Below are 16,407 nucleotides of genomic sequence, written 5' to 3' on the forward strand. Positions count from 1 at the left end.
CTCGGGCGGCCTTTTTCGCAACGCAACAGGTTATGCTTGCAGTTGGCTACTCGCCCACTGTTGTAGACGACGGCGCGAAATCTTGATGCCGCCGTTTTTTAGCTCGTCGGGCAACGCCAACGCGGCAATCGGCCGCTGGAAGTTCGCCAGCCGGTCCTGCGCCCAGAGCATTAACCCTTCCAGCGTTAACTCACCTTCCAGATCGACCACCGCTACCGGCCGTTGGCCAAACTCCGCATCGTCAATCGGCACGATAAACACCTGCAACACCTGTGGATGCGCGGCAAAAACACGTTCCACATCTTCCGGCTGAACGCCTTCCCCGCCGCTGAAGAACAGGTTATCCAGCCGGCCAATAATACGCAGTTCACCCTGCTCCATCGCGCCACGATCGCGGGTATGGAACCATCCTTGATCGTCGGTAATGGGCACTAGCTGGCCCCGCAGCCAATAACCCAGCGCCAGGCTGGTGGAGCGGATCCAGACTTCCTGATCCACCAGGCGTATTTCACGTCCTGATAAAGGTGCCCCAACGCCGGGCAGCTCGTCGGCACGCTTGGCGCAAACCGTTGAAGCCAGCTCCGTCAAACCATAGCCGCACCAACAGTGGATCCCTACCGCCTCGGCCTGCTGGGTGAGTGACACCGGGATCATCGCTCCACCGAGCAACACTTCTTTTAGCGCATGCTTGGCCATCGGTTCAGACAGCAAACGCCAAAGTTGAGTTGGCACCAGCGAAGCATGGGTGCATCCCGCCAGCGCATCGGCCAAGGGTTGCATTTCACGCACCACAAGCTGTGCTCCCACCGCCAGCCAGCGCCAGATAATGCCCTGACCAGACACGTGAAACAGAGGCAACGAGAGCAACCAGCTGTCCTGCGGCTGAAACTCCAGCAGTTGCAACACGCCATCGGCACTGGCAAGGTGGCCGGCATAGCTATGGGCTGCAGCTTTTGGCAAGCCGCTGGAGCCGGAAGTCAGCGTCAACGTCGCCAGTCTTTGTTCATCCCACGGCAACAGTTGCAAGTGGCACTCATCAACGCCCGGCGGCGACAAGACGATCGCGCCAGGGGGCAACTCAGGCAAGCCATCCGGGCTGAAAGCAAAGTCGATATCCAGATCCGGCAGCAAAGCCGCCAGCATCGGCACAGGCAGCGTCGGATTGAGCGGCAGCAGGCGCGCACCACACTGCAAGAGCGCCAGATAGGCCAACAGCAGCGGATAGCTGTTTTTCCCACACAGCAGCACACCGCTACCAGGTAACACGCCCTGGCGCTGAAAGTCGGCAGCCAGCACTTCTACCTGCCGCTGTAACATCAGCCAACTGACCGGCTGTTGTTCAAAGATCACCGCGGTCGCCTGTGGGCGCTGTTTGGCCCAATGCCGCCACGGCCAATCACTCAACTGCGCCATACACACTCCAAGGTATCAATGCCCAATAGCGGCAAAGTGCTCTCTGGCCAGTTGCGTATCAACTGGGCCTGCATCAGGTTCAACGTATCCAAACCTGGCACCGTTTGCGGCGTCAGCCAATGCGCGATGCGCGCCAGCTGCGTCAACCCCAGGCTGGACTCAATGCTGGAACTGATCACCGCCACCAATCCGGCCTGATGCGCCTGCATGACCAGTTCACGGCAGCGTGCCAGGCTACCCACCAAGGTCGGCTTGATCACAATCGCTGCCACGCCCGGTTCCGCCTGCACGACAAAATCGGCTTCACGCACGCTTTCATCCCAGGCGATGGCAATACCGGTTGCCAGGGCAAACTCACGGGATTCATCACGGGTTTTGCAGGGCTCTTCCAGAAACGCAATGCGATCGCGCCACGCTGGGTTAACGTATTTGGCAAAACCGTCCGCTTTGGCCCGGCTCCAACTGCGGTTGGCATCCAGGCGTAGCTTGAGGTCAGGCAAGGCTTCCAACAAGACATTGACGACCATGCCATCCCGCACCGCCTCATACATCCCCACCTTCACCTTGGCCACTTTCTCCCCCGGCAGCGCGGCCAACAGGTCGAACAGCTCATCCGGATCGCCAGTGCACAGCGGCGCCTTGCGATAATCGGCCTGCATTGGCAATTGCCCAGCCAGTTCTGCGAGGGCACAGCTGGTGCCGAAAGCCACCGACGGCAACTCGCTTTCCGCAGGCAGTTCACCCGCAGCCCAAGCCTGCACCCAGGCCAAAGTAGCCTGCTGCGCCTGGTCGAGCGTCTCCTGGCTGAACTCCGGTAAGGGGGCAATTTCCCCCCATCCCTGCTGCCCATCCTGTTGCAGGTGGATCAGCAAGCCATCTCGGGTTTTCAGCCGCTGGTTGCGCAGCACCACGCCCGCCTCCATCGGCAGGCTATAGCGATAGATCGCAGCAACACGGGTTAGTGCCGTCATTACGGATTACGCTTGAATTTGCTGAAGTCAGGCTGGCGTTTTTCGATAAATGCGTTGCGCCCTTCCTGACCTTCATCGGTCATATAGAACAACATGGTGGCGTTACCCGCCAGCTCTTGCAGACCGGCCTGTCCATCACAGTCGGCGTTCAGTGCGGCTTTCAGGCAGCGTAGAGCCATTGGGCTGTTCTGCAACATTTCACGGCACCAGCGCACGGTCTCTTTTTCCAGATCGGCCAACGGCACCACGGTGTTGACCAAGCCCATATCCAGCGCCGCAGCGGCGTCGTATTGGCGGCACAGGAACCAGATCTCACGGGCCTTCTTCTGGCCGACGATGCGTGCCATATAGGAAGCACCCCAGCCGCCGTCAAAGGAACCGACTTTCGGCCCTGTCTGGCCAAAGATGGCGTTATCGGCCGCAATGGTCAGATCGCACATCATATGCAGCACGTGGCCGCCGCCGATGGAATACCCGGCAACCATCGCTACCACGGGTTTAGGGCAGGTGCGGATTTGGCGTTGGAAGTCCAGCACGTTCAGGTGGTGTACACCGCTGTCATCACGATAGCCGCCGTAGTCACCGCGCACTTTCTGATCGCCACCGGAACAAAAGGCTTTATCCCCGGCACCGGTAAGAATGATAGTGCCGATGCCGTCGTCATAGCGCGCGTTCGACATCGCCTCGATCATTTCCTTCACCGTGTGCGGGCGGAAGGCATTACGCACCTGTGGGCGGTTGATAGTGATTTTGGCAATGCCATCGCTGGACTTGTGGTACAGGATGTCTTCGAAATCACCCGAGCAGTCCTGCCAGTCGATCGCGGCGTACAGTTGTTCTTCATTGGGATACAGCATGTTTGGTTCCTTTTTTAGCAAGAAATGCATCGAGCGCGGCGGCAAAATCTGCCGGATTGGCCAGATGAGCGTTATGACCCGCTTCTGGCACGGTTTGCAATGGCAAACCGGCATCACGCGCCAACGCCTGAAATTTGTGATCGTCAGCACCGCATAACACCATCACTGGCAGTGCCAACTGTTGTAACTGTGGCACCAGCCAAGGTTGCCGCCCGAGAGACGTCGCTTCCAGCATATCGGCAATGGCCGGGCCATGATTATCTGCACGGGCAGCTATCAGCGCCTCGCGGTGTACCGGGCTGAGGTTGGCAAAGACCGGTTGGAGATACCAATCGGCCAATACCGTTTTGATCCGTTCAGTACGGAAACGCTTCGCCCAGGCGGCATCATGGGCACGCCGCTGGGCACGTAAATCCTCGTTCTCCAACCCTGGATTACCGCCTTCGATCACAATACCTTGTAGCCCTTGCGCTTCTCCGCAGCAAGCATGGTACATGGCGATGCGCCCACCGAGTGAATAACCCACCAGCCAGTAACGCTCAATATTATGCTGCTGCAGCGTGGCGGTGATTTGCTTGCTGACGTCGGCAAAGTCCAGGCAGGATTGATCGGCAGAATCGCCATGGCCGGGTAAATCAATCGCCAGCGAGGGCCACTGTTCGCAACGCGAGGCGATCACCCGCCACTCATTGTTGTTCCCTAGCAGACCATGCAGCCAGATCAACCATGGGCGTTGGCTTTCGCCTTGTTGTAGCACGCGGGAAGCCAGCATCAGTTTGCCCCCATTTTTTGTACCAGATGTTGCAAGGTTTCTGCGCCATCGCTTGGCGGCACCTGCAACTCAATCAGCGTGGCTCCGCTGTGACGCCAGGCTTTTTCCACTGCCTGCTGCAACTGCCCCCAATTTTCCGGGCAGGCATAATCAAGCTGGAACATGGCTGCCGCCTGGCTGAACTCCACGTCCTGCGGCATACAGTAAAACCGCTGGCGCTCAGGTTCCGGCGTTGGCAACAGCGAGAAAATCTGCCCGCCATTGTTATTCACCACGATCAGCACCGTGGGCGCCGAACATTGGCGCAACAGTGCCAGGGCGTTCAAATCGTATAGCGCGGAGAGATCGCCTACCACGGCCAACGTCGGCTTGGCTGTGGCGCGCTGAACCCCAGCCGCGGTGGAGATTAGGCCATCGATACCGCTGGCTCCGCGGTTGCTGAAAACCGGATAACCGGCAGGCAACTGAGTTAAGGCATCGATCAGGCGCACAATCAGGCTATTGCCGAGAAACAGCTGGCCGTTCTCCGGCAACAGTTCAGGTAGGCGATGGGCCAGTTGGGCCTCACCAAACCGGTTAACCAGGTATTGCGACGTCACATCAAGGGCATCATCCGCCAACGCGGACAGATCGCCAGCCCAAGGTGAGCGAGGTTGCGCCGGATGCAGATCGAGCCACTCGCCGACGGTAGACCGAATACGGCGGCCACGATGATGCGCGGGATCGAGACGCCCAGGCAGATCGTCGATCAGCCAGAATTCCTCCGGCTGGCAGCGCTCCTGCCACTGCAGCAGGCGTTTGCCCGTCAGGCTGCTGCCAAACTGCACCACCAACTGCGCACTAGCCAACAGATCGCGAGCCTGTGGATTCGCCAACCATAAGTCGGCACAGGGCAGCGGTTGTCCCGTTTGCGAAAGGGCATCGCCAATCAGCGGCCAACCGAGCATGCCCGCCCATTCAGCCAGTTGCACGCCCTCTTCCGCTCCCATCCTGCCAGCGATAATCACGCCGCGCTTCTGCCGCCAGAAAAACCAGTCCGGCTGCTTAATAACCTGATGGTGATCCATTTCACGCAGCCAAGGGTGCGTATCCTGCCACCAGTCCCCTAACTCTGCCGACCACTGCTCATACAGCTGTTCATCTCCGCCATATAACGGCTCCGCAAACGGGCAGTTGATATGCAGGGCACCCTGCCGTAGGCGCGCCATCGCGCTGTCCAAGGTAGATACCAGCCAGCGAGCCGGAATATCCGGGCTTGGGCGTGGCAAATCGATGTTCAAGGTGGGGTGGCTCGAGTAGAGGCCGTTTTGGCGGATCGCCTGATTGGCCCCGCAGTTAATCAACTCCGGCGGACGATCGGCGGTGAGGAACACCAGCCGCTCCCCGGTTAACCCGGCTTCGATCAGGGCAGGATAAAGATTTGCTGCCGCGGTACCCGAGGTGACGATCACCGCCACCGGCTCACGCGTGGCCTTTGCCAGACCGAGCGCTAAATGGCCCAGGCCCCGCTCATCGAAATGAGTATGACAGACAAAAGCGCGGTTCGCGGCAGCGGCCAACGTAAGAGGCGTGGAGCGCGATCCCGGAGCGATACAGACATGCCGCACTCCATGGCGGACCAGCGTTTCCAGCAACAACGCCGCCCACCGGCGATTAAAAACACTTGTCGACATATTTCGCTCATCAGTAGTAAACAGAGGTTACGCGCCGAAGCCTACCCAAACGAGGTAGCGAACCGGGGATCATAACTCTGAATTATATAAGTAATTATCTTTACGGCTTTTGCGCCAGCGCAAAAACGCCGTATTTCCCTGTGGCAGGTGGCCTGCAATAAATCAATTTCGACCCACCCATGCCAAATAGCGCCCCGAAAAAGAACAAAAAAGAAACATATAAAACACAACAAGTTTACACACGAAGATCGGCCTGCTCAATGCGCCTACCCAGAATGTTCTGGCTGCAACAGAGTGCGTAAGCCCGCCGCCTTGTTTTCGATCTCTTGCCACTCCTGTGCCGGATCGGAACCGGCCACAATCCCCGCCCCGGCATACAGCTCAACCCGAGCATCCTCGATCTGGCAGGAACGCAGCGCAACGCAGAACTCAGCCCGTGCCGCAGAAAGATAACCCGCAGAGCCGGCATACCAACCGCGAGAAAAAGGCTCATGCTGGCGGATAAACTCACGCGCGGCCTGGCGCGGCAGCCCGGCCACCGCAGCCGTCGGTTGCAGCCGTTGCAGGCAATCGGCATCATCACCCTGGTTCAGTTGCCCTTCAATACGCCGCCGCAGATGCTGTACCTTGCGCAACCGCACCACTTCTGGTGGCAACACATCGACCGCTCTGGCACCGCCTTGCAAACGCTGGCAGATATCATCGACCACCAGCAGGTTTTCCTGTTGGTTCTTGCTGTCTTGCAGCAACCACTGGGCCAGTGCCTGGGCTTGCCGCTCATCGGGATGGTTGGCAACCGTCCCCGCCAACGCTTCGGTCAGCAAATGTTTTCCCTCACGCAGGTACAATCTTTCCGGGCTGGAGCCAAGAAATGCGGAATGTGCATCAAAGCGCAGCATAAAGTGGTAGCATTGGTGATTCACCCTGCGGCTGGCGGCCATCATCGCAGGGGCAAACAACGGACTCTCCAGCGTCAACACCGAGCTGCGCGCCAAGACCACCTTATCCATCTGCTGCCGATTTATCGCCTTCAGCGCATCGCGCAGCATGATTTCCCACCCGGAACGTTCCGGCTGATGCTGCACAGACAGCACTTTCACCTGTAAATTCTCGATCGGTTTAGCCACCAGCAGATTTTCAAGCCAGGCAAGCGCCACTTGGGCATCATCACTCAATGCCACTTCAGAAAACAGGTTTAGCGTCAGTTCACACTTGCCTTGGCGGTTAATAATTTCCAGACGCGGCAAAAACAGCTGGGCGTCACCGTCAAAGGCAGTCAGCCCCCATAAACGGGCTGCAGGATAGGCATGCACGAATGCCTGCGCCATTGAAGGGTGTGAAAACTGCCGCAAAGCGCCGCACACCGCCGCCTCCTGCCGCCCTTCGCGATGACGCCAGTAGAATTGAGGGAACAGCACCTGCGCCGCCAGCCACTCCAGCAGCAAATCGCTCAGATGGCTGGGAACCACCAGCGTTAGCTGCCGAAATCCGGCTTCACGGGGAAAGCCTTGCCCAAGCTGCTGACGTAGCCGCCGCAGCAATCCCGAAAGTTGTTCCACTGCCACCTCATTAACCAAACGCTATGTGGGGAATTATACGGTAAATCAACCCTTACGGGCGGAAAAATAGCGTCAATTAACCCATATCTTCCGTCGCTAATTATTTATTAAAACTGAAGTTTAAGATTAAAAAACAGCCACACGCGCGCGGCGGAACTATACTTAGAAGTCATGTTCCTGCCGCAGTGAAATCTTGTCATATCAAATCGATAGTTAAATCAAGATGTTCACAGCCTCCCAACGGTATTAACCCGCTGTCCTTTGGGTCAGATGTAAGGAGCTTTTTGCGTGAAAGAAATACTTATCAATTGGTTAAAGAAACAGCGCCACCACCCCAAAGTGGCCCGGTTACCCTTACGGCATAACCGGGCTGCTGCCGAAACCCCTCCTGCCAGCAACATCAAGGCAGAGCTGTTTTCGGTCGACCAAATGGAACGCTATGGCCAGCGCCTGGCACGCTCCCATAAGCTGGCAACCCATAAAACACCCTATTATTTGCTCAAGCGTCTCGATAACAACGAGCAGGTATTGACGGACAGTTGCCGCAGGTTGAGTAACGACAAGAAAAACACCATGACCCCGGCGGGCGACTGGCTGCTGGATAACTTTTATCTTATCGAGGAGCAGATCCGCGTCGTTCGGCACCATCTGCCGAAAACCTTCGGCCGTGGGCTGCCACAGTTAACCGCCCCGCACAATTGCCCACGAATTTTCGATATCGCCACCGAAGCCATTGCTCACGGCGACGGGCGATGGGATGCCGAGAGCCTGACGCGCTATATTGCCGCCTACCAAAAAGAGGCCAATCTGACCCTGGGCGAGCTTTGGGCGCTGCCGGGCATGCTGAGGCTGGCGCTCATTGAGAACTTGCGCCGCGTGGCGGTAGAAGTGGCACAGGCACAGGAAGAACGCAGCCTGGCCGATAGTTGGGTGACCAAAATGCTGGAGTCGGCGGAAAACGATCCGGCCAACCTGATCATTGTGATTGCCGATATGGCCCGCTCCAACCCGCCCCGCACCAGCGCCTTTGTGGCGGAACTGGTGCGGCGCCTGCAGGGGCACGGCACCATGCTGGCGCTACCGCTGACCTGGGTTGAGCAACGCCTGGCCGAAGTCAGCCTGAGCTCCGATGAGCTTATCCATCGTTTCAACCAACAACTGGCTGTGAGCCAACTTTCCGTCAGCAACAGTATCGCTGGCCTGCGGCAACTGAGTGAAATGGATTGGGCGGAATTTGTTGAGACCATGAGCAAGGTCGATCAGACGCTGCGCGAAGATCCTACCGGGGTTTATCCACTAATGCATTTCGATACCCGTGACAACTATCGTCATGTGATCGAGAGACTGGCTCGCCACTGTTCTTACAATGAGGTTGAGGTAGCACAACACGCTCTAAATATGGCACGGGTCGCCGCCGAAGATCCCCGCAACGATCCACGCACTCATCACATCGGCTATTACCTGATTGACCATGGTCGCACGCAGTTAGAGCAACAGCTCGACGTTCGGCTTAGCCGTATTACGCGTATCCGTCAGGCACTCAGCCAATCTCCACTGCTTTCCTGGCTCGGCAGCATCAGCCTACTCACGATGGCCTGCTGGGCCTTGCTGTTACGCCATGCCCACCAAACCGGGCTCACCTGGGGACTGTTGATCTTGCTGTTCCCCTTGGGGATGGTGCTCGCTCAGTTCGTCATTAGTCTGCTCAGTGAGATCACCACCCGCAGCCGTTCTCCGCAGCCGCTGCCAAGGTTGGATTTTTCCTGTGGTATCCCGGCCGAGTTCCGCACGCTGGTTGCCATTCCCACGCTGATAAGCAGCAAACCCGGCATTGACCAGTTGATCAACACACTGGAAGTTTGTTATCTGGGCAATGCCATCAAGCACCTGCATTTTGCCCTGCTCACCGACTTTAATGACTCGCCTCGGCAACAGCAGCCCGACGATGCCGAACTGCTGGCCTATGCCAGCCAAAAGATGAACGAGCTCAATGCGCAGTATGCCTGCGAAGGGCCAAGCCACTTTTTCCTATTCCATCGCGATCGCCAATGGAATGAAAAACAGCAGAGCTGGATGGGGTTGGAGCGTAAACGTGGCAAGTTGAACGCGCTGAACGATTGGCTGCGTAACCGTGGCAATGCGTTTACCACTCAGGTTGGCCAAGGGCTGGAGGTGCTGAAAAACGTCAAATACGTGATCACCCTGGACAGCGATACCGTGCTACCACGTGAAACAGCACACCGGCTGATCGCCGCCATGGCCCATCCTCTGAATCAACCTCAGTATGATGCCAAACTGCAGCGAGTGGTGGAGGGTTATGCCATCCTGCAACCCCGCATGGCCGAAGAGATCCCCGCTTATGGCCAGAGCCGTTATGCTGCCCTTTGCAGCAGTACGCCCGGCAACGATCCTTATACCCAGATGGCTTCAGATATCTATCAGGATCTGTTCGGCGAAGGCTCATTTATCGGCAAAGGGATTTATGATGTTGACGTCTTCTCCCACAGCCTGAAGGGCACCTGCCCGGAAAATCTGGTGTTAAGCCACGATCTGCTGGAAGGTTGCTATGCCCGTTCCGGTTTATTGAGCGACGTCTTGCTCTATGAACAGTATCCAAGCAACTATCTGGTCGATGTTGCCCGCCGCACCCGCTGGATCCGCGGCGATTGGCAGCTATTGAACTGGCTGTTGCCCCGGGTCACCACTGAAGACGGTTCGCGGGCCGCTAACCCATTAAGCCCTCTGTCTCGCTGGAAACTGTTCGATAACCTACGCCGCAGCCTGGTAGCCCCCTGCTTCCTGCTGCTGCTGTTCTTTGGCTTAACCTGGCTACCGGATACCCCATACTGGTTGGCCGTATTCGCCATTATTCTGCTGCTGCCCACGCTGCTGGCTTTGTTGCAAGATGTGGTACGCAAGCCCCCGCGTCGGCCCGTTATTCAGCACTTGCAGCTGGCACTGAAGGGATCACAGCATCGGCTGTGTCAGATTGGCCTGCGTCTGGCTGAGCTACCTCATGAAGCCTGGTATAGCCTGAAGGCCATTGGCATCACCCTGTGGCGTTTGCTGATCAGCAAACGTCATCTGCAAGAGTGGACCAGCTTCGACCAATCCAAACACCACCTGACCGTCACGCTGGCGAATTTTTATCGCAACCTGTGGATCAACCCGTTTGCTGGCGTTTCACTGTTGCTATTGGCCGCTTTTTCCAGCCCGGCTGCGCTGTTAGCCGCCATCCCATTAGCCGCCTTGTGGATCCTGTCGCCGTACCTGCTTTATTCGCTCAGCCTTGAGCCACAGCGCAGCAAAACGGCCATCGACGATCGCCAGCGCCGTTTCCTGCGCCAGAGCAGCCGCGAAACCTGGGAGTTTTTCGCCACTTTTGTCAACCAGCAGGAAAATTGGCTGCCACCGGATAACTACCAGGAAATTCCAGAGCCGGTAGTGGCGCACCGCACGTCCCCCACCAATATCGGGCTGGCGCTGTTGGCCGACCTCACCGCCTATGATTTCGGCTATATCACCCTCAGTGCCGCCTTGCAGCGTATTACCCTGACGTTGAATACGCTCGATCGTATGGAGCATTATCGCGGTCATCTGTACAACTGGTACGACACGCGCACCCTGGAGCCTCTGAATCCACGTTATGTTTCCAGCGTGGACAGCGGTAATTTCGCAGGCCACCTGTTGACCCTGAGCTCAGGCCTGCCAGCGTTGGCTATGCAGCCAGTTATCGAGCCAGCCCGCATTCTGGCCGGAGTGGAAGATACGTTGCTGATACTGGAGCAGCACTGGGGTAACGCCGCACCAAAAGGATTAACCAAACTGCGCAAACACTGGGAACAGGCGCAGAACGCCCATCCGGCGGCACTACAGGCTGAACTCAATGAAATGCGTAACCACTGTAATGGGCTGCAGGAACCCGCTCTGCAACAGGGTGACGAGGTCAAACGCTGGGCAGGCAACTTACACCAGCAACTCAACGATCTGTGCGCCGAATGGGCATTATGGTTTGGCTGGCTGAGCGACAGCATGCCGGAGCTAGACCAGCTCCCTAGCGTGCATTGGCTGGCTAACCCACCTAAACAGCTGACGCTGTCGACAGAACAGCAAACACAGTTGGATGCCGTGCAACAGTTGGCAGCGGAACGCCTCGAACAGTTGGCGCAGTTGGCACGGCGCCTGACAGCAATGGCGCAAATGGACTTCAGCTTCCTGTATGACGAAGCCACCCATTTGCTGACCGTCGGTTTCAACTGCGATCAAAACCGTGCCGACAGTGGTAAATACGATCTGCTGGCCTCGGAAATCCGCCTGACCAACTATGTAGCGATTGCCACCAACCAAATTCCGCAGCGTAGCTGGTTTGCGTTAGGCCGGCTGTTTACGGTGATCGACAAGGAGCCAGCGCTGATGTCCTGGAGCGGCTCGATGTTTGAATACCTGATGCCGCAACTGGTGATGCCTGCCTATCCCGATACGTTGCTGGTGCAAATGTGCCGCTCTGCAGTCGAGCGGCAAATTGCCTGGGGCAAGGAGCGCGGTGTACCGTGGGGGATTTCCGAGTCCGGTTACTTCGGCTTTGACGCTTTGCAAAACTACCAGTATCACGCCTTTGGTGTGCCGGGGTTAGGGCTGCGGCGTGGGCTGGGTGACGACATGGTGATCGCCCCTTACGCCACCATGATGGCGCTGATTGTCGATCCGGACAATGCCTGTAGCAACCTGGTGGAACTGGAAAAAAACGGTGCCAAGGGCCGTTATGGCTTCTATGAAGCGCTGGACTACACCACTTCACGCCTCAGCCGGGGACAACTGTATGTCATTGTTCGTTCCTATATGGCTCACCACCAGGGTATGAGTTTCCTGGCGCTGTCACACTTGCTGCTGGATGCGCCGATGGTGAAACGCTTTGCCAGTTACCCTGCCTTCCAGTCAACCCGCTTGCTGTTGCAGGAACGGGTGCCTGATGCGGTTGAGCTGTACAGTACCCGCCGCCACTTCGAAACCCATGAAGGCGCGATTAAACCGGCCAGCTTCGCCGCGCGTGAGTTCACCCGTGTGGATACACCGATCCCGGAAGTCCAGTTGCTGTCGAATACCAACTACCACCTGATGATCACCCAAACCGGCGGCAGCTACAGCCGCTGGCAGAATCTGGCGCTGACCCGCTGGCGTGAGGATGCCACCTGCGATAACTGGGGGGCGTTCTGCTACCTGCGCGATCCGCAAACCGGCGAGGTGTGGAGCAATACCTGGCACCCTACCGGCGAAACCGAGAAAGGCGGCTATCGCGCCGTCTTCAACGATGCCGGGGCGGAATTCCAACGCAAGCAGGGGCTGCTGTCGGTGAAAACCCAGGTGGTGATCTCTCCTGAGGACGACATCGAACTGCGGCGCTTAACCTTGGTGAACCGGGGCAAGCAGTCGCGGACCATTGAGATCACCAGCTATGCCGAAGTGGTGCTGGCACCGGCCAGCAACGATTTGGCCCACCCGGCGTTCAGCAATCTGTTTGTCCAAACCGAGCTGTTGCAGGAACAGGATGCCATTCTGTGCCATCGCCGTCCGCGTGAACCGAAAGAAAAATCGCCGTGGTTGCTGCATATGATGTCGGTCCAGGGGGCCAGCAGCAAAACCTCCTTTGAAACCGACCGGGCCAAGTTTATCGGCCGTGGCCGTACGGCAGCTAACCCGCAGGCGCTCTATCAGAATCAACCCCTGACCAATAGCGCCGGGCCGGTGATCGATCCGATCATCGCCATCCGTCAGCGGATCCGGCTGGAACCCAACGTGCCGCTGACGCTGGATATCTTCTACGGCGTGTGTGAAGACCGCGCCACCAGCCTGGCGATGTTGGAGAAGTACCGCGACCGCCATATGGCCGATCGTATTTTCGAACTCGCCTGGTCGCACAGCCAGGTGGTATTGCGCCAGTTGAACGCTAACGAAGAAGACGCCAATCTGTTTAACCGTCTGGCCAGCGCGGTGGTGTTCCCGGCACAGGAAATGCGTGCCGCCAGCAATGAAATCATCAATAACCGCCGCGGGCAGTCCGGCCTGTGGGGCTATTCGATTTCCGGTGATCTGCCGATCGTGCTGCTGTCCGTCACTGACATTGAGAATATCGGGCTGGTGCAACAGCTTATTCAGGCACACAACTACTGGCGGCTGAAAGGATTATTGGTCGACCTGGTGATCCTCAATGAGGATTCCGGCGGTTACCGGCAAGATCTGCAAAATCGGATCATGGGGCTGATCGCCGCCGGGATGGAGTCTTCCCTGACGGACAAACCCGGAGGGATCTTCGTACGCTCCAGTGAACATATGTCACCGGAGGATCACACCTTGCTGCTGAGCGTAGCGCGGATCTATCTGGATGACCGCCGCGGTGGCCTGACGGAGCAACTCAACCAAAGGTTGCAACTGCCGCAAACGCTGCAGCAGCCATTGGGGCCGCCGACCGCCTCCTCCAAACTGGCTACCATGGCCAATTTGCCGCGTAATCTGCATTCGCCGCAGTTGCCGATCATCGACAAGCTCCAGTTCTACAACGGGTTTGGCGGATTCTCGGAAGATGGCAACGAATATGTGATCGCCATGAACGAAAGCAAGGTGACGCCGGCTCCGTGGTCAAACGTCATCGCCAACCCGATGTTCGGTTCGGTGATCTCTGAAAGCGGCCAAGCCTACACCTGGTATGAGAATGCGCATGAATACCGCCTGACGCCTTGGGATAACGATCCGGTCAGCGATCGCAGCGGCGAGGCTTTCTATCTGCGCGATGAAGAGAGTGGTCACGTCTGGTCACCAACGCCGCTGCCCGCCCGTGGGCGCGGTCATTACCTGACGCGCCACGGCTTTGGTTACAGCGTGTTTGAACACCGGGAAGGCGGTATCGATAGCCAATTGACGATGCTGGTTGCCAAAGACGCCCCGGTGAAACTGTTCCTGCTGACGCTCACCAACACTTCTGGCCGTACGCGTAAGCTTTCGACTACCGGCTATGCCGAACTGATCCTCGGTGATTTACGCCAGAAATCGGCGATGCACGTAGTCACCCGCGTAGCTACACCACCTGGCGGTTGTGGCATCCTCGCCACCAACCATTACACCAGCAGCGGATCGCCTCGTACCGCCTTCTTCGGCGTTACTGGCGTCCATTGCTCAGTCACCGGCGATCGGCGGGAATTCATTGGTCGTAACGGTTCGTTGGCCGCTCCTGCCGTACTTAAGCTGCGGCGGTTATCCGGCAAGACCGGTGCCGGGTTGGATCCCTGTGGCGCGGTGCAATCGGCCATCAGCATGATCGATGGCGATCAGCGCAGCTTTGTGTTTGCGCTTGGTCTTGGACAAGATGCCGACGAAGCCGAATCCCTGCTACGCCAGTATCTCAACGAGGAGGCATTGCAACACGAATTGCAGCTGGTCGATGCCCATTGGGACAAGATCCTCAACAAGGTGCAGATCGGTACGCCTCATCCAGCGGTTAACCTGCTGGCTAACGGCTGGTTGCTGTATCAAACCCTCTCCTGTCGCATTCACGCACGCAGTGGTTATTACCAGTCCGGCGGCGCATTTGGCTTTCGCGATCAGCTCCAGGATACCTTGGCCCTGACGCATGCCTTGCCTGAGCGGATGCGTGAGCAGATCCTGCTGTGTGCTTCGCGCCAGTTTGTTGAGGGCGACGTTCAGCACTGGTGGCATCCACCGCAGGGCAACGGGGTGCGCACCCGCTGCTCCGATGATTACCTGTGGTTGCCGCTGGCCATTTGCCACTACCTCGACACGACCGACGACTCATCGATCCTCGAAGAACAAGTGGGTTATCTGGAGGCCCGTATACTGGCACCGGGTGAGGAGTCTTCTTATGAACAGCCTGGTATCAGCTCGAAACAGGAAAGCCTCTATCTGCACGGAGCCAGGGCGCTGAAGCATGGCCTGACCTTTGGCGAGCATGGCTTGCCGCTAATGGGTGCAGGTGACTGGAACGACGGCATGAACATGGTAGGGTTGGAAGGCCGGGGTGAGAGTGTTTGGCTGGGCTTCTTCCTGTTCTATATTCTGCAACGTTACGGCAAACTGGCCACCCACCGCGGCGATCTGGAGCTGGCAGAACTGTGCCGCGAGGAAGCAGAAAAACTGCGTGCCAACCTGCACAACAACGCCTGGGATGGCGAATGGTATCGCCGTGGTTACTTCGATAGCGGAGAACCGCTGGGTTCACACCAAGCGGCAGAATGCCGCATTGATGCCATAGCCCAGAGTTGGTCGATCCTTTCCGGCGCGGGTGACAAAGATCGCAGCGCACAGGCAATGCAATCTCTGGATAAGCACCTGGTAGACGACCAGGCCGGCATCATCAAACTGCTGACCCCACCCTTTGACGGCAACGGCCCGAATCCTGGCTACATCCGGGGTTACCTGCCCGGTGTGCGGGAAAACGGCGGTCAATACACTCACGGGGCGGTATGGGCGGTGATGGCGTTCGCCGAGATGGGCAACATCGAGCGTGCCTGGGAACTGATGGCGCTGATTAACCCCATCAACCACAGCCTGGATAGTACTGCGGCGGAGCGCTACAAGGTCGAACCTTATGTCGCCACGGCAGATATTTACGCGGTAGCCCCACACGTTGGGCGCGGAGGATGGAGCTGGTATACCGGCTCGGCGGGCTGGATGTATCGGTTAATCGTCGAGTCGTTGCTGGGGCTAAAACGCCACGGCAATACGCTTTCCATCCACACCCGCTTACCGGCAGATTGGCCACCGGTCACCCTAACCTACCGTGAAGGGGAGAGCGAATATCACTTCACCCTACGCCAGGGGGAAGGAGAAACTCAGGTGATTATTGATGGTGTGCTGCAGCAGGAAGCGGTGGTTACCTTGGCTGATGAGGCCAAAATCTACCAGGTGGAGGTAATTCTGGGAAAGCAATAAGGGACGCAGTAGCTAAATAGTTGTGTTTAATACCGCTACACCCGAAGCTTGAGACAGGAGGGAGTCATTGCAGGTTAGCCGACCGTTGAGCGCATGGATAATGAGATGGACGCTCCTACCACGGCATCGCAATGTGCCACAATTTGAGTGTCTAACCTCAACAGCAGGAGCGTCCAAATGAAAGTATCGACTCTTGGTATCGACTTGGCAAAAAACGTTTTT

General features: G+C 57.6%; 7 protein-coding genes. 1 reads left to right on the top strand and 6 read right to left on the bottom strand.

Annotated features, from left to right (window positions below):
* Positions 1 to 30: 30 nt before the first annotated feature.
* The 6 genes from menE to menF all read right to left on the bottom strand — a co-directional run bounded on the left by menE (position 31) and on the right by menF (position 7,245).
* Positions 31 to 1,413, bottom strand: coding sequence for an o-succinylbenzoate--CoA ligase (menE, locus tag ACMV5I_RS11320; protein ID WP_414824381.1), 1,383 nt, complete (start codon positions 1,411 to 1,413; stop codon positions 31 to 33).
* Positions 1,401 to 2,384: an o-succinylbenzoate synthase gene (gene menC, locus ACMV5I_RS11325; protein ID WP_414824382.1), complete on the bottom strand. Its 984-nt coding sequence runs from the start codon at positions 2,382 to 2,384 to the stop codon at positions 1,401 to 1,403. The genes menE and menC overlap by 13 nt, the downstream gene beginning before the upstream one ends.
* Positions 2,384 to 3,241, bottom strand: coding sequence for a 1,4-dihydroxy-2-naphthoyl-CoA synthase (menB, locus tag ACMV5I_RS11330; RefSeq protein ID WP_021805976.1), 858 nt, complete (start codon positions 3,239 to 3,241; stop codon positions 2,384 to 2,386). Before menB ends, menC begins: the two co-directional genes overlap by 1 nt.
* The gene (gene menH, locus ACMV5I_RS11335) at positions 3,225 to 4,013 is read right to left on the bottom strand and encodes a 2-succinyl-6-hydroxy-2,4-cyclohexadiene-1-carboxylate synthase (protein WP_121607378.1); all 789 of its coding nucleotides are present in this window, start codon (positions 4,011 to 4,013) and stop codon (positions 3,225 to 3,227) included. Before menH ends, menB begins: the two co-directional genes overlap by 17 nt.
* The gene (gene menD, locus ACMV5I_RS11340) at positions 4,013 to 5,686 is read right to left on the bottom strand and encodes a 2-succinyl-5-enolpyruvyl-6-hydroxy-3-cyclohexene-1-carboxylic-acid synthase (protein ID WP_414824383.1); all 1,674 of its coding nucleotides are present in this window, start codon (positions 5,684 to 5,686) and stop codon (positions 4,013 to 4,015) included. The genes menH and menD overlap by 1 nt, the downstream gene beginning before the upstream one ends.
* 266 nt (positions 5,687 to 5,952) lie before the next feature.
* Positions 5,953 to 7,245, bottom strand: a complete 1,293-nt coding sequence (gene menF / locus ACMV5I_RS11345; RefSeq protein ID WP_414824384.1) for an isochorismate synthase MenF — start codon at positions 7,243 to 7,245, stop codon at positions 5,953 to 5,955.
* 288 nt (positions 7,246 to 7,533) lie between these two features.
* Between menF and ACMV5I_RS11350 the strand changes: the two genes are divergently transcribed.
* The gene (locus ACMV5I_RS11350; protein ID WP_414824385.1) at positions 7,534 to 16,185 is read left to right on the top strand and encodes a GH36-type glycosyl hydrolase domain-containing protein; all 8,652 of its coding nucleotides are present in this window, start codon (positions 7,534 to 7,536) and stop codon (positions 16,183 to 16,185) included.
* Positions 16,186 to 16,407 lie beyond the last annotated feature (222 nt).

Source organism: Serratia sp. T13T92 (assembly GCF_047530105.1).
GTDB lineage: Bacteria > Pseudomonadota > Gammaproteobacteria > Enterobacterales > Enterobacteriaceae > Chania > Chania fonticola.